This is a genomic window from Actinomadura sp. 6N118, from assembly GCF_044326415.1.
Lineage (GTDB): Bacteria > Actinomycetota > Actinomycetes > Streptosporangiales > Streptosporangiaceae > Spirillospora.
In genome coordinates, this window is the sequence record NZ_JBIRAZ010000001.1 from 188,607 (window position 1) to 213,014 (window position 24,408).

General features: G+C 69.0%; 26 protein-coding genes and 1 pseudogene. 15 read left to right on the forward strand and 12 right to left on the reverse strand.

The features are described from left to right. Positions 1-262 precede the first annotated feature (262 nt). Positions 263-2,206: an AMP-binding protein gene (locus ACH34W_RS00765; protein ID WP_395958672.1), complete on the forward strand. Its 1,944-nt coding sequence runs from the start codon at positions 263-265 to the stop codon at positions 2,204-2,206. On the opposite strand, the gene ACH34W_RS00770 is transcribed toward ACH34W_RS00765, so the two are convergent. The 3 genes from ACH34W_RS00770 to ACH34W_RS00780 form a co-directional block, all read right to left on the reverse strand. After that, the gene (locus ACH34W_RS00770) at positions 2,154-3,374 is read right to left on the reverse strand and encodes a sensor histidine kinase (protein ID WP_395958673.1); all 1,221 of its coding nucleotides are present in this window, start codon (positions 3,372-3,374) and stop codon (positions 2,154-2,156) included. The two genes, ACH34W_RS00765 and ACH34W_RS00770, sit on opposite strands and share 53 nt — an antisense overlap. Next, a complete protein-coding gene (locus ACH34W_RS00775) occupies positions 3,371-4,024 on the reverse strand; it encodes a response regulator transcription factor (RefSeq protein ID WP_395959277.1) in 654 nt (217 codons plus the stop codon). Before ACH34W_RS00775 ends, ACH34W_RS00770 begins: the two co-directional genes overlap by 4 nt. Before the next feature lie 132 nt (positions 4,025-4,156). Next, positions 4,157-4,768, reverse strand: a complete 612-nt coding sequence (locus tag ACH34W_RS00780) for a TetR/AcrR family transcriptional regulator (RefSeq protein WP_395958674.1) — start codon at positions 4,766-4,768, stop codon at positions 4,157-4,159. Between the two features lie 102 nt (positions 4,769-4,870). Between ACH34W_RS00780 and ACH34W_RS00785 the strand changes: the two genes are divergently transcribed. Then, positions 4,871-5,320 (forward strand): hypothetical protein, encoded by a 450-nt coding sequence (locus tag ACH34W_RS00785; RefSeq protein WP_395958675.1) that lies wholly within the window; start codon positions 4,871-4,873, stop codon positions 5,318-5,320. 12 nt (positions 5,321-5,332) lie between these two features. Next, the gene (locus ACH34W_RS00790; protein WP_395958676.1) at positions 5,333-6,544 is read left to right on the forward strand and encodes a cytochrome P450; all 1,212 of its coding nucleotides are present in this window, start codon (positions 5,333-5,335) and stop codon (positions 6,542-6,544) included. Here ACH34W_RS00790 and ACH34W_RS00795 read toward each other — a convergent pair. Next, positions 6,534-6,686: pseudogene (locus ACH34W_RS00795) on the reverse strand (oxidoreductase); the annotation flags it as partial. The gene ACH34W_RS00790 and the pseudogene ACH34W_RS00795 sit on opposite strands and share 11 nt — an antisense overlap. A 119-nt stretch (positions 6,687-6,805) precedes the next feature. Here ACH34W_RS00795 and ACH34W_RS00800 point away from each other — a divergent pair. Next, the gene (locus ACH34W_RS00800) at positions 6,806-7,324 is read left to right on the forward strand and encodes a hypothetical protein (protein WP_395958677.1); all 519 of its coding nucleotides are present in this window, start codon (positions 6,806-6,808) and stop codon (positions 7,322-7,324) included. A 792-nt stretch (positions 7,325-8,116) separates the two neighbouring features. Then, positions 8,117-8,842 carry a hypothetical protein gene (locus ACH34W_RS00805; RefSeq protein ID WP_395958678.1) on the forward strand — a complete coding sequence of 242 codons (726 nt, stop codon included), beginning with the start codon at positions 8,117-8,119 and terminating at the stop codon, positions 8,840-8,842. Between the two features lie 39 nt (positions 8,843-8,881). Here the strand turns inward: ACH34W_RS00805 and ACH34W_RS00810 are convergent, their stop codons facing one another. Continuing rightward, the gene (locus tag ACH34W_RS00810) at positions 8,882-9,298 is read right to left on the reverse strand and encodes a hypothetical protein (RefSeq protein WP_395958679.1); all 417 of its coding nucleotides are present in this window, start codon (positions 9,296-9,298) and stop codon (positions 8,882-8,884) included. 236 nt (positions 9,299-9,534) lie between these two features. On the opposite strand from ACH34W_RS00810, the gene ACH34W_RS00815 reads away from it, so the two are divergent. The 5 genes from ACH34W_RS00815 (at position 9,535) to ACH34W_RS00835 (ending at position 13,497) form a co-directional block, all read left to right on the forward strand. Beyond that, positions 9,535-10,044: a hypothetical protein gene (locus tag ACH34W_RS00815; protein WP_395958680.1), complete on the forward strand. Its 510-nt coding sequence runs from the start codon at positions 9,535-9,537 to the stop codon at positions 10,042-10,044. Then, positions 10,041-11,078, forward strand: coding sequence for a peptidoglycan-binding protein (locus ACH34W_RS00820; RefSeq protein WP_395958681.1), 1,038 nt, complete (start codon positions 10,041-10,043; stop codon positions 11,076-11,078). Before ACH34W_RS00815 ends, ACH34W_RS00820 begins: the two co-directional genes overlap by 4 nt. Continuing rightward, the gene (locus ACH34W_RS00825) at positions 11,075-11,755 is read left to right on the forward strand and encodes an ABC transporter ATP-binding protein (protein WP_395958682.1); all 681 of its coding nucleotides are present in this window, start codon (positions 11,075-11,077) and stop codon (positions 11,753-11,755) included. Before ACH34W_RS00820 ends, ACH34W_RS00825 begins: the two co-directional genes overlap by 4 nt. Further along, complete coding sequence (locus ACH34W_RS00830; RefSeq protein ID WP_395958683.1) at positions 11,752-12,942, forward strand: ABC transporter permease; 1,191 nt, start codon at positions 11,752-11,754, stop codon at positions 12,940-12,942. The genes ACH34W_RS00825 and ACH34W_RS00830 overlap by 4 nt, the downstream gene beginning before the upstream one ends. A 192-nt stretch (positions 12,943-13,134) precedes the next feature. Continuing rightward, positions 13,135-13,497 carry a hypothetical protein gene (locus tag ACH34W_RS00835; protein WP_395958684.1) on the forward strand — a complete coding sequence of 121 codons (363 nt, stop codon included), beginning with the start codon at positions 13,135-13,137 and terminating at the stop codon, positions 13,495-13,497. Between the two features lie 23 nt (positions 13,498-13,520). On the opposite strand, the gene ACH34W_RS00840 is transcribed toward ACH34W_RS00835, so the two are convergent. The 3 genes from ACH34W_RS00840 to ACH34W_RS00850 form a co-directional block, all read right to left on the reverse strand. Next, on the reverse strand, positions 13,521-14,726 hold the full coding sequence (locus ACH34W_RS00840) for an HRDC domain-containing protein (RefSeq protein ID WP_395959278.1): 1,206 nt from the start codon (positions 14,724-14,726) through the stop codon (positions 13,521-13,523). A gap of 412 nt (positions 14,727-15,138) precedes the next feature. Beyond that, complete coding sequence (locus tag ACH34W_RS00845; RefSeq protein WP_395958685.1) at positions 15,139-15,720, reverse strand: DUF3000 domain-containing protein; 582 nt, start codon at positions 15,718-15,720, stop codon at positions 15,139-15,141. Positions 15,721-15,937: 217 nt separating this feature from the next. Next, positions 15,938-16,147 carry a hypothetical protein gene (locus ACH34W_RS00850; protein ID WP_395958686.1) on the reverse strand — a complete coding sequence of 70 codons (210 nt, stop codon included), beginning with the start codon at positions 16,145-16,147 and terminating at the stop codon, positions 15,938-15,940. A 266-nt stretch (positions 16,148-16,413) separates the two neighbouring features. Here ACH34W_RS00850 and hemE point away from each other — a divergent pair, with 266 nt between their 5' ends. Next, entirely contained in the window at positions 16,414-17,481 is a 1,068-nt protein-coding gene (gene hemE / locus ACH34W_RS00855; protein WP_395958687.1) for a uroporphyrinogen decarboxylase, read from the forward strand. 21 nt (positions 17,482-17,502) lie between these two features. Here the strand turns inward: hemE and ACH34W_RS00860 are convergent, their stop codons facing one another. Further along, positions 17,503-17,802, reverse strand: coding sequence for a hypothetical protein (locus ACH34W_RS00860; protein WP_395958688.1), 300 nt, complete (start codon positions 17,800-17,802; stop codon positions 17,503-17,505). Positions 17,803-17,980: 178 nt separating this feature from the next. Beyond that, positions 17,981-18,913 (reverse strand): DUF4349 domain-containing protein, encoded by a 933-nt coding sequence (locus tag ACH34W_RS00865; protein ID WP_395958689.1) that lies wholly within the window; start codon positions 18,911-18,913, stop codon positions 17,981-17,983. Positions 18,914-19,102: 189 nt separating this feature from the next. On the opposite strand from ACH34W_RS00865, the gene hemG reads away from it, so the two are divergent. From hemG to ACH34W_RS00880, 3 genes are all read left to right on the forward strand, one after another. Beyond that, positions 19,103-20,647 (forward strand): protoporphyrinogen oxidase, encoded by a 1,545-nt coding sequence (gene hemG, locus ACH34W_RS00870; protein ID WP_395958690.1) that lies wholly within the window; start codon positions 19,103-19,105, stop codon positions 20,645-20,647. Next, positions 20,547-21,326: a hydrogen peroxide-dependent heme synthase gene (gene hemQ / locus ACH34W_RS00875; protein ID WP_395958691.1), complete on the forward strand. Its 780-nt coding sequence runs from the start codon at positions 20,547-20,549 to the stop codon at positions 21,324-21,326. Before hemG ends, hemQ begins: the two co-directional genes overlap by 101 nt. A gap of 143 nt (positions 21,327-21,469) precedes the next feature. Continuing rightward, entirely contained in the window at positions 21,470-22,066 is a 597-nt protein-coding gene (locus ACH34W_RS00880; protein ID WP_395958692.1) for a hypothetical protein, read from the forward strand. Between the two features lie 27 nt (positions 22,067-22,093). On the opposite strand, the gene ACH34W_RS00885 is transcribed toward ACH34W_RS00880, so the two are convergent. Together ACH34W_RS00885 and msrB are read right to left on the reverse strand one after the other, a co-directional pair. Continuing rightward, a complete protein-coding gene (locus tag ACH34W_RS00885; RefSeq protein WP_395958693.1) occupies positions 22,094-22,741 on the reverse strand; it encodes a TIGR04222 domain-containing membrane protein in 648 nt (215 codons plus the stop codon). Between the two features lie 8 nt (positions 22,742-22,749). Next, entirely contained in the window at positions 22,750-23,151 is a 402-nt protein-coding gene (gene msrB, locus ACH34W_RS00890; RefSeq protein WP_395958694.1) for a peptide-methionine (R)-S-oxide reductase MsrB, read from the reverse strand. Positions 23,152-23,265: 114 nt separating this feature from the next. Here msrB and ACH34W_RS00895 point away from each other — a divergent pair, with 114 nt between their 5' ends. Beyond that, positions 23,266-24,348 carry a DNA polymerase domain-containing protein gene (locus ACH34W_RS00895; RefSeq protein ID WP_395958695.1) on the forward strand — a complete coding sequence of 361 codons (1,083 nt, stop codon included), beginning with the start codon at positions 23,266-23,268 and terminating at the stop codon, positions 24,346-24,348. Positions 24,349-24,408: the final 60 nt, after the last annotated feature.

Consider the following 24,408-nt stretch of genomic DNA (forward strand, 5'->3'; position numbering starts at 1 on the left):
GACGGACTGGGTGGCTTATGGACGCGCTGGGTGGCTTGCGGACGGGCTTTGTGGCTTGAGCCCGTCATCGATGCTACTCGTTGGTAACTGCTAATAGTACTCGTCAGTAACCACTGACAAACGGTCAGGGTCGACGTGCCCTTGTTCGCCTACGACCCCGTGGGTACCGTGACCGGAGGTCAGTTGTTCCCTGTGGGGGGACCGACCCCGAAGGGAACACCGCCCCCCGGCCGGCTCCGCTGGTTTCGGGGAGGAGGATGCGGTGGCGCACGCCAGGCCCGCCTATCGCCCTGGACCGCTGCGGCGGATCGGACACATCCGTGATCTAGCCGCCATGTTGACGCGCACCGGCCTGCTGTTCAGCGGCACGCCGCAGCGCCTGTTCCACCAGTTCGGCCTGCTCCGGCTGTGGGGGACGACACTGGCCGGCGTGATCGTCTCCAGCGCGGCCCGCAGCCCTGACCGTCCCGCCGTCATCGACGAGCAGGGCATCCTGACGTTCGCGGAGCTCGACGACCGCAGCACGCGCCTCGCGGTGGGGCTGCCCCTGGACGGCCCGCGGCCGCGCGTCGGCGTGCTCTGCCGCAACCATCGCGGCATGGTCGAGACCCTGGTCGCCTGCAGCAAGCGCGGCGTCGAGGTCGTGCTGCTCAACACGGGGTTCGGGGCCGGGCAGCTGCGCAACGTGCTGACCGAGCTGCGGATGGACCTGGTGGTCGCCGACGCCGAGTTCGCGCCGCTGCTGGCCGCCTTGCCGCAGTCTCTCCGCCGCGTGGTCGTGTGGGCCGACCAGCCCGGCGATCCGGCCGGGGCCGGCCGGACGATCGACCAGATCGTGCACGCCAGCCCGGCGCCGGAGCTGCGGCCGCCGCAGATCAACAGCCGGACGATCGTGCTCAGCTCCGGGACCACGGGCCGCCCCAAGGGTGCCCGCCGCCCGCCGCGTCCCGGCCTGTGGCCGCTGGCCTCGATGACCTCGCGCATCCCGCTGCGCGCCCGCCAGACAATGATCATCGAGGCGCCGCTCTTCCACACGTGGGGGTACGCGGCGCTGCAGATGGCCTGGGGCCTGCGCGCTCCGGTGGTGCTGCGGCGCAGGTTCGACGCCGAGGGGACGCTGCGCGCGATGGCCGGGCACCGCGACGTCACGGTCTTCGCGGTGCCGGTCATGATCCAGCGCATCATGGACCTGCCCGAGGAGGTCCGGGGTAAGTACGACTCGTCCTCACTGCGGATCGTCGCGCTCTCGGGCGCGGCATTGCCGGGAGAGCTGGCCACCCGCTTCATGGACGCGTTCGGCGACGTCCTCTACAACGTCTACGGGTCCACCGAGGCGTCCTGGGTGTCGATCGCGACGCCACGCGACCTGCGCACCGACCCGCGCACGGCGGGGCGGCCACCCCGCAACACTCGCCTGGTCATCCTCGACGACCGGGACCGCCCGGTCGGGCGGTCCACGATCGGGCGGATCTTCGCGGCCAACGAGCTGCTCTTCGAGGGATACACGGGCGGCGAGCCGACCGAAGTACGGGACGGCCTGCTGTCGACGGGCGACCTCGGCCACGTCGACCACCGCGGGCTGCTGTTCGTGGACGGCCGGGTCGACGGCTTGGTGGTGTCGGGCGGGGAGAACGTGGTGCCGCGCGACGTGGAGGACGCCCTCCTCAAGCTGCCCGGCGTGCACGAGGTGGCGGTGGTCGGAGTGCCGGACGACGAATGGGGCCAGCGCCTGGCCGCCTACATCGTGACCCTGCCCGGCGTGGACCTCGACCCCGAGGCCGTCCGTTCGTACGTGCACACCCAGGTCGCGCGCTATGCGGTGCCACGCGATGTGCACTTCCTGGCTGAGCTGCCCCGCAACGCGACGGGCAAGGTCGTCCACCGCTGGCTGACCGCAGCCCCCCGCACCGCCATCCCCATCGTCCCCGCCGCCGTCACCCCTCCGTCGGCCGCCGAAGATCAGCCCCCAGCCGAGGAGCAGGCGCCCGGTGAGGAGCAGGGGCCCACTGAGGAGCAGGCGTCCGCTAAGAATCAGCTGAGCACCGTCCCTCAGGTGAGCGATGAGGAGTTGACCTTTGAAGGGCGGGTGAGCTGGCCTTCCGCTTGGCCGGCGCCGCCTGTTTCCGAGGTGATGCCGCTGGCCGCGCCGTACGTCACCGAGCCTGCGGAAGAGCAGCCGAAGGGGCCGCAGGCAGCCGCACAGTGATCGCGAGCCCGCCTTCCGGGCGGGCGAGCGTGTCAAGTGTGCCGCCGTGCGCACGCACCACCGCGCGCACGATCGACAGGCCGAGCCCTGCGCCGCCGGCCGACCCGATCCGGTCGGCGCCCAGCCTGCGGAAGGGTTCGTAGATCGTGGTGAGCTCGTACGAGGGGACCGGCCGGCCGGTGTTCTCCACCCGCAACATCACCTGGTCTCGCCGCCGCCACGTCCTGACCCAGACCTGGCCGCCGGGCACGTTGTACTTCAGCGCGTTCTCCAGCAGATTGACCGCGCACCGTTCCAGCAACACCGGATCACCGACCGTCGTCGCGGGCGAGACCTCCACGGTCACGTCCACGTCCGTCTCGCCCGCGAGTTCGTCCAGTTGGTCGACCGCGCTGCGCACCACGTCCTCGAGCGGCGTCGGCGTCGGCGCGTTCAGCTCCCGTTCGGAACGCGCCAGCAGCAGCAGGCCGTTGATCAGCCGTTCGTGCCGCGCCGTGTTGCCCAGCAGGACGTCGGCCAGCGCCTTGGTCTCCGGAGGGTTCTTGCGGCTCGCGATGGCCACCTCCAGCACCGTCCGGTTGATGGTCAGCGGGGTGCGCAGCTCGTGCGACGCGTTCGCCACGAAACGCCGCTGGGCGTCGAACGCGCGGTGCAGCCGGTCCAGCATCCGGTCGAACGTGTCGGCGAGGTCCTTGATCTCGTCTTGCGGGCCGGTCAGCGCGATCCGTTCATGCAGGTTGCTCTCCGACAGGCGCTGCGCGGTCGCCGTGACCATGTGGATCGGGCGCAGCGTCCTGCCCGCCACCAGGTAGCCGATCCCGATGCCGGCGAGCCCAAGGAAGAGCAGCGTGACCACCGAGCTCTGCAACATCTGCTCCAGCACGTCCCGCTTCTGCTCCTGAAGACGCTTGTCGACCTCCGCTTGGAGCTCACCGCGCGCGGTGAGGAGCCGCTGGAAGCGCTGCGCCGGTGGCACCTGATCCAGCCCTTGGAGCGACTGCATCGCCGGGATCTTCTCCGTCTTCTCCGTCTGGAACGTGACGTTGAACCGCTTGTCCATGGCCTTGACCGTCTGCAGGTACGTCACGCCGACCAGGACCGCGGAGGTCACCAGGAACAACGTCCCGTACACCAGCGTCAGCCGAGCCCGCACACTCAGGCGCGTCACAGCCGGTACCCCGAGCCCGTCACCGTCTCGATGACCGCCGGCTCACCCAGCTTCTTGCGCAGGGTGGCCATCGTCACCCGCACGATGTTGCTGAACGGATCGATGTTCTCGTCCCAGGCCCGGTCGAGCAGCCGCTCCGCGCTCACCACGCCCCCGCCGGCCCTGAGCAGTTCCTCCAGCACGGTGAACTCCTTCTTGGTGAGCTTGAGTTCGCGCCCGTCCCGTTCAACCGTGTGGCGGTACGGATCGAGCCTGATCCCGGCCTTCTCCAGGATCGGGGGCACCGGCGGCACCGACCGGCGCGACAACGCCCGGACCCGCGCGACCAGCTCGCTGAAGACGAACGGTTTGGGGAGATAGTCGTCGGCGCCCATGAGGAGCCCGTCCACGCGTTCCTCGACCTCACCGGCGGCCGTCAGCATCAGGATCCGCCCTGCGCCCCGCCCGGCCACCAGTTCCCGGCACACGTCGTCGCCGTGCACGGTGGGCAGGTCGCGGTCCAGCACGATCACGTCGTACTCGATGTAGGCGGCCCGCTCCAGGGCGACGTCCCCGTCGTACACCACGTCCACGGCCATCGCCTCTTCGCGCAGCCCGTCCGCGATCGTGTCCGCGAGCAACCGCTCGTCCTCAACGATCAACACCCGCATGCCTGCCACACCCCCTTGCCGGAGCATGCCGCCATGCCCCTTGCCGGAGCACGCCGCACACTCCCGCCAGGAGCATGCCGGTCAGGGCGTTAAACCCCGATAAGCCGGTGGCCAGCCGCTGGGGGCAGGACCTTAGGAGCGGGGGAGGCGGGCGCCGTTGAGGATGTGGCGTATGGCTCGTCCGTACTCGTCGCGGACGCGTTCCTTGTCCTCTTGGGGTGCTTCGGCAAGAGCCATCCCGGCGGCGCCGAGGATGTGGAAGGTGATGCGGGCCACCGGTTCGAGCGGCAAGGGCGGCATGTCGCCGCTCTCCACCAAGATCTGGATCGTCTCCTCGATGAGGCCGTAGGCGTACTTCTCCTCGCACTGGCGCCAGCGCTGCCAGCCGAGCGCGATGGGGGCCTCCTGCCACACGATGCGCCCGTAAACGGGGTCGCAGGAGCCGTCGAGGAACGTCTGCACGGCGCTCATCGCCGCCTGCCAAGGGTCGGTCTCGCCTGCGGCCACCTCGGTGACCCGGCGGATCATCTCGGACTCCAGTTCGTGGAACACGGCCTCGAACAGGGCGGTCTTGTTCGGGAAGTGGTGGTAGACCGCGCCGCGGGTCGCCCGGATGTCGGTGGCGACGTCCTCCAGGGACGTCTTGGCGAAGCCGTGCTCGGCGAACCGGCGGGTGGCCGCGTCGAGCAGGGCGGCCCGGGTCTCGTCCGAGTACTGCTCACGCCTGCTCTTGACAGGTGACATGCAAGGAGTATACGAACATACACAGCGTATGTCTCCAACATGAAGTAGGTATTCACGATGTCGTGGAGCCGGACACACCGCCGCCACCAGGTGGTTCATGAGGTGCTGGCGGACATCGCCAGCGACGGCCGGCCGGAGCTTCCGGAACGGCGGCAAGCAGAGGTGGACGCCGAATTCGGCGGCCTCGAGGGGTTCTTGCTGGAGCTCCAGGTGCGCTGGTACCGGGCCTTCGACGCGCGCCTCGACGCCCTGCTCGAAGCCTGGCCATCGGATCTGCCGGCCGCGCTCGACGAGCTGTGGCTCGATCTCTCGGACACCATGCCCACCGCCAGATTCATGCTGGACGCGCACCTCCACCATGCGGCGCTGGCGCCCCTGCACGCTCGTCACCAGCTGATGCTGCACGCCGCGACCGGTGTCTACCGGAAGCCGGACGACTGGCCCCGGCTCGCAACGACACCGTCGCACGTGGGCACCACCACCAGCTCAGTGACGTCTGCCACGCGCTCGCAACGCCTGATCCAGCCATGCAGGTGGATCTCCGCTTTCTGAGGGGAGCACCCGATGACAGAGATGGAAACGTTCTTCAACCCGTTCGAGCCCGGTTTCACCGACGACCCGTATCCGGCGTACCGCATGCTGCGCCAGGACGACCCGGTGCAGGAGCACCCGCTCGGCTTCTGGTTCCTGAGCGATCACGAGGACGTCGTCGCGCTGCTGCGCGCCGGGCACTCGGTCGACGCGCGGCTGACGACCGTCGAGGGCGCGGCTCAGGAACAGTTCGCCCAGCTGGAACGCGACGGCCTCAACGTGCTCAACCTGTCCATGCTCGACCGTGACCCACCGGACCACACGCGCCTGCGTTCTCTGGTGTCCAAGGTGTTCACGCCGCGGTCGATCGCCGCGCTCGAACCCGGGATCACCAAGCTCGTCGACGCCTCACTCGATCGGATCGCCGCCGCGGGCCAGGCCGATCTGGTCGAGGAGCTGGCGTTCCCGCTGCCGTTCGCGGTCATCTCCACCATGCTCGGCATGCCGCCCACCGACCACGTCCGCATCCGCGAACTGAGCGGCAAGCTCGTCCGTTCACTGGAGCCGGTCTTCGACCCGGACGTCCTCAAGGAGATCTCCGACGCGGGTGTGGAGATGACCGCGATCACCCGGGAGCTGATCGAGTGGAAGCGCGCCGACCCGGCGGACGATCTGCTCAGCGCGCTCATCGCCGCCGAAGACGGCGGTGACCGGCTCAGCGACGACGAACTCGTCGCCCAGGTCGTCCTTCTCTACGTCGCGGGCCACGAGACGACCGTCAACCTGATCGCGAACGGCACGATCGCGCTGCTGCGCCACCCGGACCAGCTGACGCTGCTCCGCGACCGTCCGGAGCTCGCGGGCAACGCGGTGGAGGAGTTCCTGCGGTACGACAGCCCGGTGCAGCAGACCAGGCGGATCATCCTCAAACCGCACGTCGCCCAGGGCCGCGAGATCCCGCCCGGGGCCTTCGTCATCGCCTGCCTGGCATCGGCCAACCGCGACGAGAAGTTCTGGGGACCTGACGCCGACAGGCTCCGGATCGACCGCGAGAACGCCCGGCAGCACGTGGCGTTCAGCGTCGGCCCGCACCACTGCCTGGGCGCCGCCCTGGCCCGCCTGGAGGGCCGCGTCGCGTTCGAACGCCTGGTACGACGCTTTCCCGACCTAGCCCTCGCAGGCGAAGTCGAATGGAATGGCCGCATCAACCTACGCGGCCCCGCCACCCTCCCCATCAAGGTCTAGGGAGAACGGAGTCCACGTACCCGCCGTCGGCCCGCAGCGCGCCGCCCGTCGTGGCGGACGCGAACGGCGAGCTGTGCGTGGGCCCCGCGATGACCGAGTTGACCGTGACGCCCGTCCCCGCGGCCTCCTCGGGGAACCCCCGGGGGCCGCCGGAACGGCTTGGCACGAAAGCGGTGAAAGTTGGCAGGATCCAGTCTGCCGACATGATCAGCGCACGGGCAGGCTGCTTACGTTCAAGTCAGGCTTCCAATGGGGGTAACAATGCGCAACTTCACGCGCACCGCACTCGCCGCAGCCGCTGTGTGCACGGCCTTCACCTTTACTCCGAGCGCGGCGGCGACGCCGTCCCCGAGTGCCTCGGAAAAGGCAGCTGCCACCTCCCAACAAGGGAAAAACTGCCTGGTGGTCCTGGATCGGGTGAAACCAGGCGAGAAGGCATCGCGCGTTGTCTCACGCACGTGCGCGGACGACAAGGCCGACCTGCGCATCAACGAACAGACCGTGCTCATGTACTGGAACGGGGACAGTGACTTCGGCGGCGCCTTCACCGCTGTCGCCGGATGGTACGGGCCCTGCGACGACACGGGATACGTACTCGAACTGGACTCGTGGTGGCGTCGCAACATCTCTTCGTTCGAGACGCGCGCCTCCTGCGACAGGCAGCAGGCTGTGGCCAACGACGGGAGGACGACTCGGTACTACTCCGGCTACACCACCGCATATGTGGGTGACCGCATGAACGATGACATCGGATGGTTCAAGATCTGGAGGTCCTTCTAAACCGGACGGCGCCTCCCTCAATGGCCTTCCGCCTCTGTCAACACTGGCGCGTTCCATGAGACCGCTTCCGGTCTCTTGCGTCTCTAGGCACCGAGAGCCGACGGCAGGACGGGCATTGTTGTCTCGTTCGTGAGGCCGGGGTGACCGATCGGTCCCCCTGCCTCTAGGGATGAGGGAGGTGCCGTAGTGGTCTTCGAGAAGGAATTGGACAGGCCCACGCCCCGCCATGCCGCGACTCCCGCCGACTTCGTCGGCGCCATGCGGCAGTTGAAGACCTGGGCGGGGTTGAGCTTTCGGCAGTTGGAAAGGCGGGCAGCCCAATTTGGCGAGGCGTTGCCGCGCACGACGGTGACCTCGGCGTTGGCCCGTGACCGCGTACCGCAGGAGCATCTGGTCACAGCGTTCGTCCGGGCCTGTGGTTGCGGTGACGACGAAGTGCAGGAGTGGGCCGCAGCCCGCCGCCGAGTAGCCGTGGCAGAGGCAGCCCCTCCAGGGCCGCCACCCACCCAAGAAGCCGAGCCAGAAAAGACGACGCCACCAGTGCCCGTTCCACAGAACGGTCTAGCCAGAAAGTTGTGGCGCGGGCGCCTGGTAATCGAGCTGGTCGCAATCGCAGTGCTCATCGCCATAGGCGTGACGCTGACCCTCGACAACTCCTCGGACGGTCCGAAGCAGCGGCAACCGCTGTCAGTCGAAGGTGTCCAGCCGAAGCCTCCCGGAGCCCTTCAGGTCCCACCCCCAACCGAGGCCCAATTGCGCAGGCCTCCAGCCGCCCCTGCCAAGGTGCCCACGGTGCTCTACGTAGGAGACTCGATCGCCACGGAGACCTCCAGCGCGTTGACCTACTTCATCCATCGCAGTGGCAAGGCCCGGCTCGTCTCCTCTACCCGTTCAGGTGCCGCACTGTGCGACTTCCTGCGCCCGGATCGCCTGCCCGCCCTGATGGCACGGACTAAACCACGCCTGGTACTGCTGCAGTTCTGGGGTCATAGCTCGACCACGACCGGCTGCACGGGCAGCGGAGGCCCCGGCAGCGAGGAGTACTTCACCCGCTACCTGTCCGCCGCCCGGCAGACGGCCCAGCAAATCGGCCAGGAGGCCAAACGCCTCGCCATCCCTCGCCCCCGCATCGTCTGGATCCTCCAAGGCCCTGACCGTGCTCGCCCAGACCGCGTCCGCCGCCTGAACGAGAAGATCTACCAAACCACCGCCGACGAATTCGGTGACCTGGTGTCAGACGCCGGCCACCAGGTCAGCCTGGCGGCCAACGTCTACGAGGTGGTCCCCAACGGCCGCTATCGCTGGACGGCCTACCTGCCCTGCGACGAGACCGAGCGCCGCTACGGCCTCTGCAGCAAACCCCGCACGTTCGGCGGTGTCGCCCAGTTGCACCCTGACCACGACCCACGCCAGCTCTGCAGCAGCACCAGCACGATCCTTGACCGCTGCACCGTCAGCTCCCCAGGAGTGATCCGCTACACCACAGTGATCGCCCAAACAGTGATCGAGACGCTGTGAGCGCCCATCCCGGAGAACCCGGGATGGGCACCCCTTAAATCAGCACACGACAGCCCGCGTGAACACGCTTCCCCGCGCGCGGTTCTTGTAGTTGAAGTTCACCTTGACCCGGTAGATCTTCCCGTTGGCGCACCGCCGCCAGGCGATGCGGCTGATGGCGACGTCGTTGCCCGCCGCCTTGCGCCCGCGCACAACGTTCACCCACCTGTTGCCGACCCGCCGCTGGATGAACGTCTGAACCGCTACGGCGTCCCTCCCCGCCGTCAGGTCCCTGATCGCCCCGCTGCCACTGATCAGGTTGCGCCTGGGGTTGATCCCGACCGTCCGGGTCACCGAGAACGCCCGAGCCGCCGCAGTCACGTCCTGCGAAGCCGGAGCCGCTGTCGCCGCCGTAGCAGGCACCAGCGTGGCCCCCGCCATCGCCAGCGGTACGAGCACCTTCACAAAAGTCCTCATCGGGACTCCTCTCGAAACGGGCCGCCCTCCCGGCGACCGATCCCGATCAGTGCACCGACCCACCACCCCGTCCCGGAACCCGTCCCCCCGACCGGGACAGTCCCGCCCACCCGTCCACCCCCCTGACCTGCGACCCACCGACCCCGCCCAGTGCACGGCTAATGCGGGTTTAACCCTCTGGGTTGTCGAATTGCCTCTTGCTGGGGTGTGTGGCCTTGGCGGAGAGGGGCGATCGGATGCTGGTGCGGGTGTTGGGGTTGCTCGGGGTGGGGTTGGTTTTGGGGGCTTGCGGGAGTGCGGAAGGGAGTGGGGTCGCTTCGGCGGGGGGTGGGAAGACTGTTTCGGCTTCGCCTTCTCGGTCGCTCTCGCCGGAGGAGGCGGATCTCAAGTTCGCCCAGTGCATGCGGGAGAACGGGGTCAACGTTCCGGATCCGAAGCCGGGGACTGACAGGCGGGACATCCGGCTGGGCGGTAAGGGGATCGACAGGAGCAAGCTTGAGGCGGCCATGAAGAAGTGCCGGCCGTTCCTTGAGGCGGGCGGGAGGATGCCCGACTTGAAGGATCCCAAAGTCCGGGACGCGGCTACGAAGTTCGCGCAGTGCATGCGGCAGAACGGGGTCAACATGCCGGACCCGGGGCCTGATGGATCCATGAAGATCCCGCTCGGGGAGGGAATCAGCCAGGAGAAGGCGCAGAAGGCCCGGAAGGCGTGCAGCCACCTCATGCCGAATGGGGGGCGTAGGTGAAGGGCGCGTTGGCGATTGTGGCCGTTGTTGTTCTCGCGGGTGGTGGGCTTGCGTTCGGGCTGAGCCGGGGAGACGGGTCTGAGGCCGCTGTTGAGGCGCAGACGCTGGGGACTGCGCAGATCACTCGGGGTGATCTGGTGGATAGCGAGAAGGTGGACGGGACGCTCACTTATGAGGATGAGCGTTCTGTCACGGGGGTGACGGGGACTGTCACGGCGGCGCCGGAGGAAGGGCGTGTTGTGCAGCGGGGGAAGACGCTGCTCAAGGTGAACGGGAAGCCGGTCACTCTCTTTTATGGGGGTGAGCCGATGTATCGGGTCTTGAAAGAGGGCGTGGAAGGGGGTGATGTCGAGCAATTGGAGAAGAATTTGGAGGCGCTCGGTTATGACGGGCTGACTGTCGATCGGGAGTTCACGGGGGCTACGGCGGCGGCTGTGCAGGAGTGGCAGGACGATCGGGGGCTGGAAACGTCTGGGGTCGTTGATGTCGGGCAGGTTGTTTTCCTGCCGGGGGCCGCGCGGGTCAAGGACGTTAAGGCGGGGGAGGGCGCGCGGACGGCGGCGGGGCAGGCCGTTATGACGGTGACTGGGTTGCGGCGGGTCGTTCATGTGGACCTTGAGGCCGAGAAGCAGGATCTCGCGCGGAAGGGTGCGCGGGTGGAGGTCGAGCTGCCGGACGGGAGTGTGGTGCGGGGGCGGATCTCCACGGTGGGGAACGTCGCGGAGAAGACGGGGTCGGATCAGAACGCCAAGACCACTGTGGATGTCGAGATAGGGCTGGATCGGGGCGCCAAGACCGGTCGGCTGGATCAGGCGCCTGTGACGGTGGAGCTGGAAAGTGAACGGACGCGGGGTGTGTTGTCGGTGCCTGTGGAGGCGCTGCTTGCTCTGAAGGAGGGCGGCTTCGGGGTCGAGGTGGTGGAAGGCACGAGGCGGATTGTCGCCGTTACTACCGGGGCGTTCGGGGGTGGGCGTGTGGAAATTCAGGGCGCCGGGCTCAAGGAGGGCATGAAGGTCGGGGTACCGGTCTCATGACCATTGTTGAGCTTCGAGGCGTGACCAAGGAGTACCCCGGTGGGGTCGCTGCTCTCAGGGGTGTTGATTTGGTTGTGGGGCAAGGTGAGCTGGCCGCGATCGTGGGGCCGTCGGGGTCGGGAAAGTCCACGTTGCTGCACATGATCGGGACGCTGGACCGGCCCAGTGCGGGTGTGGTCTGTATCGCCGGGCATGAAGTAGCCGAGTTGAGCGATCGGGAATTGTCGACCCTGAGGGCTCGGCATATCGGGTTTGTGTTCCAGCAGTTTCACCTGGCGGATGGCGTTAGCGCGCTTGACAATGTCGCCGATGGGCTTCTGTATTCGGGTATCTCGCTTAAGGAGCGGAGGGCTCGGGCTGGGGCTGCGTTGGAGCGCGTTGGGCTGGGAGCGCGGGTACGGCACAGGCCGAACGAGTTGTCCGGTGGTGAACGGCAGCGGGTCGCCATCGCGCGAGCCGTTGTTGGGGAGCCGGATCTTTTGCTGGCGGACGAACCGACGGGGAATCTGGACTCGGCGGCGGGGGAGGGTGTGCTGGAGCTGCTCGGTGAGTTGCACCGGGGTGGGACGACCGTCGCGGTCATCACGCACGACATGGAGATCGCGGCGTGGGCGCCGCGGCGGGTGCGGGTCCGGGACGGGCTGATCGTCGCGGACGAGCGGGCGTACGCGTCATGAGCGGGCTGGCGCCGGCGCGGCTGAACGGGCGGGACGTGGTGCGGGTCGGGTTGGGTGGGCTCCGGGCCCGGCCCACGCGGGTGGTGTTGTCGGCGCTCGGGATCGCCATCGGGATCGCCACGATGGTGTCGGTCATCGGGATCTCGTCGTCGAGCAAGGAGGAACTGCTGCGGCGCATCGACCGGCTCGGCACCAACTTGTTGACGGTTTCGCCGGGCGACACGCTTTTCGGGGAGACCGCGAAGTTGCCTGAGAACGCGCCCGAGATGGTCGCGCGGATCGGCCCCGTGACTTCTGTGGGCGCGACGGGCACGGTGGACGCGTCGATGCGGCGGACCGACAGGATCGCCGAGGAGGTGACGAGCGGCATCGCCGTGCAGGCGGCGTCGGGGGATCTGCTGGGCACGTTGAACGCGTCGGTGCGCACGGGGACGTGGCTGAACGCGGGGACGGGGCGATATCCGGCGGTGGTGCTCGGGTCGGAGGCGGCGCGGCGGATGGGGTTCGACCGGGCTGGGGGCCAGGTGTGGATCGGCGGCCGGTGGTTCAGTGTGATCGGGATCCTGCGTTCGGCCGAGCTGGCGCCGGAAATCGACCGTTCGGCACTGGTGGGCTGGGACGCCGCCGAGAAGTACCTGGGCTTCGACCGGCACCCGACGACGATCTACGAAAGGTCGACGGACGCCGCGGTGCCGGATGTACGTGAGGTCCTCGCCCGGACGGTCAACCCGGAGAATCCGGAGGAGGTCGAGGTCAGCCGCCCGTCGGACGCGCTGGAGGCCAAGGCCGCCGCAGCCGGTGCGTTCACCAACCTGCTGCTGGGATTGGGCGCGGTGGCCCTGCTGGTGGGTGGAGTGGGGGTCGCCAACACAATGGTGATCTCGGTGCTCGAACGGCGGCGCGAGATCGGGCTGCGCCGGTCTCTGGGGGCGACGAGAGGGCAGGTGCGAGTCCAGTTCCTGGCCGAGTCGCTGCTGCTGTCGGCGTTCGGCGGGATCGTGGGCGTGGTGCTCGGCACCGTCGTCACCGTGGGTTTCGCCCTCTACCGTGGCTGGCCGCCGGTCGTACCCTCCTGGGCTCTTGGTGGTGCACTGGTGGCCACCCTCGCCATCGGCACGGTCGCCGGCCTCTATCCCGCAATGCGGGCCGCCCGCCTGGCCCCGACCGCCGCACTGGCCACTGTTTGACGGTTCGGACCCAGGCGTTCGTACGCAGGCGTTCGTACGCGGAGGAGCGCGTGTCTGCTGGCGGTGCGCGCTCCGTGCGGCAAGATCGAAACAGTTGGGGCGCGATTGGTGGTGCGTTCGGCCGAGGGTGGGCCCGCCGGGGTAAATTTTGCCTTACGACGACCGTTCCCCGGGGGAGGTGCTTCCGCCGTCATGCCCGTGCCACGTCCGCTTCGCGACCGGTGCCGAGAGTTCCTGGGCATCGAGGACGAGATCCGCTACATCTTCCCCGCGTTCAGTTACGGGGGCGGTGCGGGGTTCATCTTCGTGGTCACCGACAGCCAGGTCGCGGTGATCTCGACCGGGGCGCTCAGCCGGACCAAGCCCAAGAGCATCTGGGGGAGTTATCCCCGCGGCACCCGGATCGGGCCGGTGGAGACGGGGACGGGGGCGTCGTTCGAGTTCTCGGGTGCGTCATTCGAGGTCGATGACGAGTACGTGGCGGTGATCAACGCGGCGGACGCGGAGGTCTTCGCGCGCGACAGCCTGCCCCGGGATCCGCTTCCGGATCTCTGATCAGAACGCTTGCCCGCTGGTGGTCAGAGGTCGCCCTTGCACTCCAGGCGTACGAACGCCTTGGCCAGTGGCTTGGCCACCAGGTTGATCTGCCACGGCCGGGCGCCCAGCTCACGGAGCACCGTGATGATCGCCTCGGGTGTGATGTCAGCCGGCGGTGACCACGAGAGGCGGCGGACGGAGTCGGGCTGGAGGAGGTTTTCCGTCGGCATCGTGTGCTCGTCCGCGAGGGCGGCGACGACGGCCTTGGCGGCGGCGAGGCGCTTGGCCGCCTCCGGGTCGCGTTCGGCCCAGCGGTGGGCGGGCGGCGGGCCGTCGCCGGGCAGGTTGGACTCCGGGAGGGCCCGGTCGGACAGGCTCCGGGCCCTGGAGACCGCGCGCAGCCAGGCGGTCTGGTGGCGGCGGGCACCGCGGCCTCGCATGGTGGACAGGGCCTGCAGCTCGGCGGGGGTCTTGGGTGAACTGAGCGCGAGCTCGACGATCGCCGCGTCCTGGAGCACCCGGCCGGGGGAGAGGTCGCGTTCCTGGGCGATCTTGTCGCGGGTCACCCAGACCTCGCGTACGACTGCCAGGGCGCGGCGGTTGCGGACGCGATGGATTCCGGACGTCCGGCGCCAGGGGTCGGTACGGGGCGGTTTGGGCGGCGTGGTGAGGATCGCCGCGAACTCCTCCAGCGCCCAGTCCAGCTTGCCGGAGTCCGACAGTTCGGCGTAGAGCGCGTCACGGAGCTCGACCAGGAGCTCGACGTCCAGCACGGCGTACCGCAGCCAGTCCTCGGGGAGCGGCCGCGTCGACCAGTCGGCCGCGGAGTAGCCCTTTTCCAGAACGTAGCCGAGCACGTTCTCGACCATCGAGCCCAGCCCGACCCGCGGGTGTCCGAGGAGGCGCCCGGCCAGCTCGGTGTCGAACAGGCGTTTCGGCACGATGCCGACCTCGGCCAGGCAGGGCAGGTCCTGGTTGGCGGCGTGGAGCACCATCTCGGTGTCGGCGAGCGCGTCGCCAAGCTCGGAGAGATCCGGCAGCGCGACCGGGTCGATGAGGGCGCTGCCCGCGCCGCGGCGGCGCAGCTGGATGAGGTACGCGCGCTGCCCGTAGCGGTAGCCGGACGCGCGTTCGGCGTCCACGGCGACCGGCCCGGTCCCGGCGGCGAACGCGGCGATGACACGTTCCAGATCCGCGACGGTCTCGATCACGGGCGGCACGCCGTCACGCGGCTCCAGGAGCGGTATGGCCGGCTCAACGGCCTCGCCATCGGCGTCGCCCGCGGCCTCGGGCTCGACTCCGGCGTCGCCTGCGGCTGCGGCGTCGGCTCCGGTGTCGCTCTCGGCTCCGGGCTTGGCTCCGGGCTTGGCTCCGGCCATGGTCTTGTCTGCGGGCGGCGCGGTCGGACCCTCTGCGGGTGGCGCGGCTGAGAACTGTGCGGGCGGCACGGCCGAGCGCTCTGCGGGCGGCGCGGTCGAGCCGCCGGCCGCCCCGGCCTTGCCGGGTGCCGTCGGCCGGCCGTCGGCGGACCTCTCACCGCCGGGCTCCGCCTTGCCGGACGGGGCCTTCTTGGAGTCGGACACTGCTTCGATCTCCGTGCTCTCGCCGGCCGCCTCGGCTTCGGACGCTGTGCTACCCACGTCCCCTACCGTACGTCGCTCACTTCACCGTTCCGCCCTCACGGTCTGGCAGAGCGCTGATCCCGGTGGGCGGCAGGCCCGCCGTTGTGCACATGACCTCGCACCACGCGGCCACATGGCCGGTGAGATCTTCGCCCGTCGGAGACCACGACGCGCGCAACTCGAGCTCGGTCGTGGAGGGCTCGTCGCTCTTGTCACCGAAGCTCTCCGAGACCGCACGCGTGATCGTTCCGGAGACGCCAGCGTACCCCGCGGGCTCCAGGGCCTCCAGCAGCCAGCTCCAGGCCACCGAGCCGATCAGCTCCTCGGCGGCGATCTCCGGCTCCAGATCGGCCCGGATGTACGCCACGATCCTGAACTCGCCGGTCCAGCCGCTGCGGCCCTCCGGGTCGTACAGCACGATCAGGCGGCCCATCGCGACCTCGGAGTCGTCCTCGCGGTAGACGCTGCCGGCTATGGCGGCCGCGTACGGCGCGAGGCGCTGGGGTGCGGGCATGTCCTCCAGTTCGAGTTCGGGGCGGATCGCGGGGCCATCGAGGATCGCCTGGAGCGTGTCGAGGACCCGCTGGAACGGGGGAGGGGTCATGCCAGGACCGGCCATGTGGCGAGCGTAGGTCGCAGGACGGGTGGAGCCGGGCGGCGCCACGCCGGGTTTTCCGACGGTGCCCGGCTTTCCGGGCGGTCCGAGGTCGAGGGGGCGCACGGCGCCGGTCGGGCAGCCGACGCCGTCACGGCCGGTCGGGCCGCCGGGCAGAGTCGAGGGGAATGGGGGCGGAGAAGGTGACACGGCTCAGGTTTCGGTTCGTGGGTCACGCCGTTCAGGCGGCCCGCTCGGCGGGGGATGAGGCGGCGTTCTTCCCGGCATGCTCACCGGCATGCTCAAGCGTCGCCGGCGAGGGCACCGGCAGACCGATCAGCATCGCCGTGCCGCAGTCCGTGCATATCCGCTCGGGGCATTCGGCGCCGTGCCCGTCCTGGCAGGGCGGCTGCTCGAACAGGCGTTCATCACCGCAGGTGGAACAGTACAAGGGGGACCTCCCTCGGCTATGACACGGATCACGTTGGCATGAGCCAGGGACAGAATGCGGGACTTCGCTCGGCGTGTCCGGAACTTCTGCGCCCCAAGCCCCTTTTGGTCCCAGCTCACACTCAAGTCCGTTCAGCCCCGTATCCCTCATGCCCCGCCTCTCCCAAATCCGCGCCACAGCCTACGTACGCCTGGCCGGTACATCGGCCCGCGGCTGTGTTCTCACCCTGGTGCGTGGCGGCGGTTGGTTCGTGGGACGATCGGCACGTGGCTGTTGACGTTGCTGGTTCGAATGAAGCCTCCGGTCCGGAGGAGAGCGCCTTCGTACGGGCGTGCCGCCGCTTGCCGGTGCCGCACACCCCCGTCTGGTACATGCGGCAGGCGGGCCGCTCGCTGCCCGAGTACCTGCGGGTTCGCGAGGGCGTTCCGATGCTGGAGGCCTGCGCCCGGCCGGACATGATCGTTGAGATCACGCTGCAGCCCGTGCGGCGGTACGGGGTGGACGCGGCGATCTTCTTCAGCGACATCGTCGTGCCGCTCAGGGCCATCGGCGTGGACCTCGACATCAAACCCGGCGTCGGCCCGGTGATCGCCGACCCGATCCGGGACAAGGCGGCTGTGGAGCGGCTGCGCCGGCTGACGCCCGACGACGTGCCGTTCACCACCGAGGCGATCCAGGGGCTGGTGGGCGAGCTGGGCTCGACGCCGTTGATCGGCTTCGCGGGTGCCCCGTTCACGCTCGCCTCGTACCTCATCGAGGGTGGGCCGTCCAAGAACCACGACCACACCAAGGCCATGATGTACGGCGAGCCGGAGCTGTGGGCCGAGCTCATGGACCGGCTGGCCGACATGACGATCGACTACCTCAAGGTCCAGATCGAGGCGGGCGCGAGCGCGATCCAGCTGTTCGACTCGTGGGTGGGGGCGGTCGGCCCGCAGGACTACCGGGAGTCGGTCCTGCCGCACAGCCGCAAGATCTTCGACGCGATTGAGTCCTTGGGCGTACCGCGGATCCACTTCGGGGTGGGGACGGGTGAGTTGCTGGGCTTGATGGGCGAGGCCGGGGCCGACGTCGTCGGTGTCGACTGGCGGGTCCCCCTGGACGAGGCCGTGCATCGCGTGGAGCCGGGCAAGGCCCTGCAGGGCAACCTCGATCCGGCGATCCTCTTCGCGCCGTGGGACGTCATCCAGCAGCGGGCCCGCGACATCCTGGCCCGTGGCCGCACGGCTGAGGGCCACATCTTCAATCTCGGCCACGGCGTGCTGCCGTCCACCGATCCCGACGTGCTGGCCCGCCTCACCGATCTGGTCCACGAGGTCTCTGCCGAGAGCTGAGCCGCTGGTGAACGTCTCGGGTCAGCTGTTGGTCATGACGATGGGCCTGCCGCTGCCCAGGAGCCAGACCTTGTCGGACGTGGGGACGGCTGCGAGTTGCAGCATGTGCACGTTGGACTGGCCTGAGACCGCCGGAGTCTGAAGCCGCTCCCAACGCTGCCCGTCGTATCGCAGCAGGGCGGGCCGGTTGGGCGTGTCGGTGGCGTGCCCGCTGACCCACAGGGCGCCCGTGCCGTCTCTTCCGATCTCACCGAGTTCATTGATTCCGCTGGTCGGAACGGTGGCAGGGCTCCATGCGGTTCCGTCCCAGTGCAGCAACATCGGCGTACTCGGCCCGCGTGGCGTGGGTGGAGGGCGCTGGTGCGGCGTGTGCCGGGGGCGTGAGGGTCATGCCGATCAGGAGTACGCCTGCGCCTGCGGTGAGGAGTCGTATCGGGCGGCTGGTCCTCATATGGCTCATGAATGCCAGTATTTACTGGCATGATCGCTCCGTCCAGTGTCACTCCGACGCCGGTGGCGTGGGCATGTGGTCCCGCTTCATGCGGTGCCGGACCGCCAGTGCGCCCGCAGCAAGGAGACCGAGCGGGATCAGGAACGGCAGCAGCCAGCCGAGGACGAGCAAGAACCCGCTGATGAACGCGGTGAAGGCGTCCCATCCGCCCTGAAGACCGCCGAGGAAACCCTCGCGTGACTTGCCGACCTTCTGCCCCTCCTTGGGTGCCTCCACGGCGAGCGTGACCGTGGCGAAGCGCGTGCGCTGCTGGAGGGACTTCTGGCGGGCCTGCAGGGCTTCCAGATCGGCCTGCCGCTGGGAGATCTCCTGTTCCACGTTCATCACCTCGCCGACCGTGCGGGCCTTGTCGAGGAGCTTGCGGAACGAGCTGAGGGTGGCCTGCGCCGAACGCACCCGGCTGTCGACGTCGGCGACCTCGCCGGTGACGTCCTCGGCCCGCTGCCGCAAGGAGAGCTTGGTGCCGAGTTGCCCGGCGAGCTGGTCCAGGACGGCCGGGTATCGATCGGCGGGGATCTTGAACGTGATGGTGGCGCCCACCGGCTCGCTCGCGGAGGACTCATTGTCGACGTAGCCGCCCGCCGCCGTGACCAGCTGCTTGGCGCGGGCCGTGGCGGCCTCCACGTTCTGAGCTCGTACCCGCAGGTCCGACTGGTAGATGACGGACCGGCCGTCCGGATAGGGCTCCAGCTTTGCCGGATTCGCCCCGTTCATCCGCTGCTTCTGGGCACCGGAGGAGTCGGCGGCTCCTCCGGAAACCCCGGGAGCACCGGAGGCCACAGCCTCCCGCGGTGCCGGATTGCGCGCAGGGGATCCACTTCCAGCGCGGTCGTCGCCGCTGCAGCCGGCCAGCAGCCCGCCGGTCAGCAACAGGACGACGACGGCACACAGCGCGTATCTGACTCTTCTGACGGTCTGCATGGCGTTTCGACGGTGTGTCGCAAATCACCGTTCCGCCGCGAGAGTCGCGATAAGGCCACGATGCGAATGCGCTCAGATCACGGCCGGGCGCGGTCGGGTGCGGCTGGGGTGCGGGAGACGGGACGGCGAGGGAGTGCGAGGGGGTGCCCTGCTGCCGGGCGCTGACGAGCATCTGGGATCGTGGATGTCATGACCACCTCTGGGAGATCCGTCGATACCGCGCGGGGCGAGGCGCATGTCGTTGTGGTCGGAGGTGGCGTCGCCGGGCTGGCGGCCGCGCGGTTGCTGAGCCGTGGCGGCGTGCGGGTGACCGTGCTGGAGGGCTCTCCGCTGGTCGGCGGCAAGTTGCGCATCAGCGAGATCGCGGGCCTGCCGGTGGACGAGGGCGCCGAGTCCATGCTGGCCCGGCGTCCGGAGGGGCTTGATCTCGTACGCGACCTCGGCCATGGGGACGCACTGGTCAACCCCGGCACGACCTCCGCCGCGATCCTCAGCCACGGGGCGTTGCGCACGATGCCGGCCGGGCAGGTGATGGGCGTTCCCTCCGACCTGCGCGCACTCGCGGCGTCGCAGGTGCTCTCCCCGGCGGGGCTGGCGCGCGTCCCACTTGACCTTGTGCTGCCGGAGACACCGCGCGGCACCGACGTCTCGGTGGCCGACTACGTCGGCGCACGGCTGGGGCGTGAGGTCGTCGACCGGCTGGTCGAGCCGCTGCTGGGCGGGGTGTACGCCGGGCGTACCGAGGAGCTGTCCTTCGAATCGACGCTGCCCGCCGTCGCGACGGCAGCCCGCGCGCACCGTTCGCTGATCTCGGCGGTGCGCGGCGTGCGGGATGCGGCGCCCAAGGACGCAGGCCCGATCTTCGCGACCCTGCCCGATGGGCTGGGGACGCTGCCGCGGCTGTTGAGCGAGGCGATCGTCGCCAATGGTGGAACGATCCGTACCAGCACGATGGTCCGCGAGCTGCGGCGCCGGCCTGGGGGCTGGCGGCTGACGCTCGGCTCGGCCCGAGAGCCCGAGACCATGGACGCCGATGGCGTGGTCATCGCGGTCCCCGCTGCTCCGGCGGCCCGGCTGCTGGCCGAGGACGTGCCGGCCGCGACCCGGGAGCTGCAACGGATCGAGTACGCGAGCATGGCGATCGTCACGCTCGCGTACGCCGTCTCCGCCTTCCGCCGCCTGCCGCGCGGTTCGGGCTATCTCGTGCCCGCTGTGGAGGGACGCGAGGTCAAGGCTGTCACGTTCAGCTCGGTGAAGTGGCCGCACCTGCGCGACAAGGCACCCGGGATCATCGCCGTCCGGTGCTCCATCGGGCGTTTTGGCGAGGAACACACGCTGCAGCGTGCCGACGATGACCTTAAGGCGGTGGCGATGACGGAGCTGGCGACCACGTGCGGCGTCTCCGAGCTGCCGCTGGAAACACGGGTGACACGCTGGGGCGGCGGTCTGCCGCAGTACAACGTGGGCCACGCCGACCGGGTCGCCCGCATCCGGGCGGCGGTCGCCGGGCAACCCGGCCTGGCTGTGGCGGGCGCGGCGTACGACGGACTGGGCATCCCGGCCTGCATCGCCACCGCGCGCGCTGCGGCGGCCCGGGTGCTGGAGCATCTCGACAGTCGGGGAGAATTGAGCCATGGCAGCGACGGAGCAGGGGCAGGAGCCTCAGGGGCAGGCGGCGGAAGCGGCGGAGAGCGCGGAGAACGCGGCGGGCCAGGCGCCGCAGCGGGCGGATAAGCCGAAGGCGCGCGATCTCAACCAGGTCATCCGCTACACGATGTGGTCGGTGTTCCGGGTCAAGAACCCGGGCGAGATCCAGGAGCGCGACGCCGCCGAGGTACAGGACCTGCTCGACCAGGCGGCGCAGAAGGACGTGGTCACGCGCGGCCTGTACGACGTGTCCGCCCTGCGGGCCGACGCGGACTACATGTTCTGGTGGCACGCGCCGACCTCCGACGACCTGCAGGAGATCTACAGCCGGTTCCGCCGGACCGCCGTGGGCCGCGCCAGTGAGCCGGTCTGGTCGCAGATGGCCCTGCACCGGCCCGCCGAGTTCAACAAGAGCCACATCCCGGCGTTCCTGGCGGAGGAGGAGGCGCGGGACTATGTCTGCGTCTACCCGTTCGTCCGTTCGTACGAGTGGTACCTCCTGCCGGACGAGGAGCGCCGCGCCATGCTCGCCGAGCACGGCAAGATGGCGCGCGGCTACCCGGACGTGCGGGCCAACACGGTGTCCTCGTTCGCGCTGGGCGACTACGAGTGGATGCTGGCGTTCGAGGCCGACGAACTGCACCGCATCGTCGACCTGATGCGTCACCTCCGCGGCTCGACGGCTCGCCGCCATGTCCGCGAGGAGGTCCCGTTCTACACCGGTCGCCGCAAGCCGATCGCGGAGCTCCTCAAGGCCCTTCCATAATCACAGGGTCTTCCATAATCACGGGCCGATCGTGGCCATAGGACCTTCATTGCCACAGGACCCTTCCAAGACCCCTGCGACATACGGTCCAGGTTGTCCAATGTGGGGGGAACGGAAGGCAAAGTGCCAGTAAGGTGCTGGCCGTGACCAAAGCTCCCCCAAAACACGCGCGTGGCAGGCATGCGAAGCCGCCCTCCGAGTTCACCGTTCGCTGGGATCGCATGATCAAGAACGCCATGGGGGAGCCCGGTCGGCGCAGGTTGATCGTGGTCGGGACCGGCACCGCCTCGGTGGCGCTGCTCGGCGTCGCAGGGCTCGCCGGTCTCTCGGCCGCGACGGGTGACGATCGCACGCCCCGGGCCGCCGTCGCGGCGCAGACGAGCAAGACCGCCTCGCCCAGCCCGAACACCAGCGCGGACACGGTCGCCGCCGATCCCGACGAGGTCCCGGACGCGATGCCGTTCTTCGAGACCAAGGACCCCGACAAGAAGATCGTCAAGTACGTCAAGGACGTCCGCCGGAGCGGTGCGTTCCTGCGCGTCTACACCGACCTCGAAGAGGGCGACGAGAACTCGACCCCCGCCAAGTCCCTGTGCGAGTGGACCACCCAGTTCCTCCGCGAGGCCGGTGACAGCGCCCCGCGCGTCTTCATCCACGGCAAGAGCGAGGGGAACGGCATGGTGGTCCTCGCCAACAAGCAGAGCGACAAGGACGACTGCGGCGTCGACGAGACCCGCTGACTTACAAGCCGGCGCCCCCGACCTGACTCACAAGCCGGAGCCCCCGACGCCGGCGCCCCCGGAGCCGCCGGTCGTGCTGTCGTAGAAGGTCTCCTTCGCCTTGGGCAGCTTGATCGGAAACTCCGGCTCCGGCGGGAGTGCCGCCAGGGCGTCGTGGAGAGGGCCCTCAGGCAACGCCGTGATCCCCTCTGCGGCGAACTGCTTCACGGCTTCATCGGTCGGGGTCTCGGCGAGTCGCCCGCGCTCCTCCTCGCCCGCCCGCGACGGCCCGACCCATCCACGGAACGACCGACGCAGCAGTTTCTTCTCCAGCAATGTTTCCGCACATCGGCGGACCGCCGGTGAATCTGCGGTGGTGCGCAGGACCAGCTTCAACGGCAGGCCGCTGCTGGGAATCTTGTCGAGAACGGCCGTCTCCACGCGATGATGACCCTCGCGCCTAACCTTCACCACGCGGTACGGAGCCTCGTCGGAGAGTTGAACCCTGCCGTCGGCGCAGAGGGCGACCAGCGCGGCGCGTGCCACCCGCTCGGGGCCGCCGCACAGGTAGGAGATTTCATACGCATCAAGCTTGGCGGCCATGGCGTCCTTTCGGATCGGAGAAGCTCTCCGTTCGATGGGACGCTTTATCCCGCCGCGCGGTTGGCTCAGCAGACCCAAACCGACGCCCCGCAAGCGGATGCTTACTCTGTGGACTCCAGGGTCAGGCTGATGCTGTTGATGCAGTATCGATCATCGGTCGGGGTTTGGTAACCCTCGCCGTGGAACACGTGTCCCAGGTGGGAGTCGCAGGCGGCGCAACGGACCTCGACGCGGACCATGCCCAGCGTCCGGTCCTCGATCAAGGTGACCGCCTCGGACTTGGACGGCTCGAAGAAGCTCGGCCAGCCGCAGTGCGAGTCGAACTTGGAGTCCGAACGGAACAGCTCGGTGCCGCAGGCCCTGCAGCGGTAGACCCCGACCGTCTTGGTGTCGGTGTACTCCCCGGTGAAGGGACGTTCGGTGCCCGCCTCGCGGAGCACCTGGTACTCCTCGGGGCTCAGCTGGGCCCGCCATTCCTCATCACTCTTGTGGATCTTCTCCATGCCTTCGACGTTACCTCGCGCCCGCCGGATCGCGCGGCGCGGGGGATGTGACGTCAGCGGCCGTTAAGGGGACGGGCGCGTGATCATGTCGGACCCGTGGGTTAACGTGCGTGTATGGCCTCGCCGTTCATCGAGATCCCGGTAGGGGATCGGCTCGTCAAAGTGTCCAATCCCGACAAAGTGCTCTTTCCAGAACATGGCTATACAAAGCGCCAGATGGTGGAGTACTTCATCGCGGTCGGGGACGGCATCCTGCGTGCCACGCGCAACCGCCCCACCACGCTCGAACGGTGGCCCGGCGGCGTCTTCGAGGGCGCCAAGCTCGCCACCCGGGTGGACTATGCGCGCGGCCAGGCGGGCATGGGCGCCGGGAAGTCCGACGCCTTCTACCAAAAGCGCATCCCCAAGGGCGCTCCTGACTGGGTGCAGACGGCGCGGATCGAGTTCCCGAGCGGTCGCTCCGCGGACGAGGTCTGCCCGACCGAGGTAGCCGTGATCGCCTGGGCCGCCAATCTGGGCACGCTGACGTTCCACCCCTGGCCGGTGCGCCGCGACGACGTCGACCACCCGGACGAGCTGCGCATCGACTTCGATCCGCAACCCGGCACCGACTTCAACGACGCGGTCAAGGTCGCTCTCGGCCCGGCCCGCGATCTGCTGGACGAGCTTGGCTACACCGGTTTCACCAAGACCTCCGGCAAGGGCGGCCTGCACGTCTACGTGAGGATCGAGCCTCGCTGGACGTTCACCGACGTGCGCCGCTCCGCGCTGGCGTTCGGCCGCGAGGTGGAACGCCGCGTCCCCGAGCTGGTCACGACCAAGTGGTGGAAGGAGGAACGCGGCGAGCAGGTCTTCATCGACTTCAACCAGAACGCGCGCGACCGGACGATCGCCTCCGCCTACAGCATCCGGCCGCTCCCGCACGCGCCCGTCTCCGCGCCCGTGACCTGGGAGGAGCTCCCGGACATCGTGCCTGAGGACTTCACCATCGCCACGATGCCCGCCCGCTTCGCCGAGCTGGGCGACCTGCACGCCGCCATCGACGAGCAGTCGTTCTCGCTGGAGCCGCTCCTGGAGATGGCCGATCGCGACGAGAAGGACCACGGCCTCGGCGACGCCCCGTACCCGCCCAACTATCCGAAGATGGCTGGCGAGCCCAAGCGCGTTCAGCCGAGCAAGGCCCGCAAGGACACCTGACACACCGCGAGGTGCCTGGCACCGCGGGACCCCGGCCGAGGCCGGGGTCCCGCGGCGACG

What these genes read in the sequence shown, in the direction of transcription:
- ACH34W_RS00775 (WP_395959277.1), bottom strand. Translation starts at nt 4,024, where the DNA reads ATGCGGGTGTTGATCGTTGAGGACGAGCGGTTGCTCGCGGACACGATC.
- ACH34W_RS00780 (WP_395958674.1), bottom strand. Translation starts at nt 4,768, where the DNA reads ATGTCACCTGTCAAGAGCAGGCGTGAGCAGTACTCGGACGAGACCCGG.
- ACH34W_RS00790 (WP_395958676.1), top strand. Translation starts at nt 5,333, where the DNA reads ATGACAGAGATGGAAACGTTCTTCAACCCGTTCGAGCCCGGTTTCACC.
- ACH34W_RS00800 (WP_395958677.1), top strand. Translation starts at nt 6,806, where the DNA reads ATGCGCAACTTCACGCGCACCGCACTCGCCGCAGCCGCTGTGTGCACG.
- ACH34W_RS00810 (WP_395958679.1), bottom strand. Translation starts at nt 9,298, where the DNA reads ATGAGGACTTTTGTGAAGGTGCTCGTACCGCTGGCGATGGCGGGGGCC.
- ACH34W_RS00815 (WP_395958680.1), top strand. Translation starts at nt 9,535, where the DNA reads ATGCTGGTGCGGGTGTTGGGGTTGCTCGGGGTGGGGTTGGTTTTGGGG.
- ACH34W_RS00825 (WP_395958682.1), top strand. Translation starts at nt 11,075, where the DNA reads ATGACCATTGTTGAGCTTCGAGGCGTGACCAAGGAGTACCCCGGTGGG.
- ACH34W_RS00830 (WP_395958683.1), top strand. Translation starts at nt 11,752, where the DNA reads ATGAGCGGGCTGGCGCCGGCGCGGCTGAACGGGCGGGACGTGGTGCGG.
- ACH34W_RS00835 (WP_395958684.1), top strand. Translation starts at nt 13,135, where the DNA reads ATGCCCGTGCCACGTCCGCTTCGCGACCGGTGCCGAGAGTTCCTGGGC.
- ACH34W_RS00845 (WP_395958685.1), bottom strand. Translation starts at nt 15,720, where the DNA reads ATGGCCGGTCCTGGCATGACCCCTCCCCCGTTCCAGCGGGTCCTCGAC.
- ACH34W_RS00860 (WP_395958688.1), bottom strand. Translation starts at nt 17,802, where the DNA reads ATGTTGCTGCACTGGGACGGAACCGCATGGAGCCCTGCCACCGTTCCG.
- ACH34W_RS00865 (WP_395958689.1), bottom strand. Translation starts at nt 18,913, where the DNA reads ATGCAGACCGTCAGAAGAGTCAGATACGCGCTGTGTGCCGTCGTCGTC.
- hemG (WP_395958690.1), top strand. Translation starts at nt 19,103, where the DNA reads ATGACCACCTCTGGGAGATCCGTCGATACCGCGCGGGGCGAGGCGCAT.
- hemQ (WP_395958691.1), top strand. Translation starts at nt 20,547, where the DNA reads ATGGCAGCGACGGAGCAGGGGCAGGAGCCTCAGGGGCAGGCGGCGGAA.
- msrB (WP_395958694.1), bottom strand. Translation starts at nt 23,151, where the DNA reads ATGGAGAAGATCCACAAGAGTGATGAGGAATGGCGGGCCCAGCTGAGC.
- ACH34W_RS00895 (WP_395958695.1), top strand. Translation starts at nt 23,266, where the DNA reads ATGGCCTCGCCGTTCATCGAGATCCCGGTAGGGGATCGGCTCGTCAAA.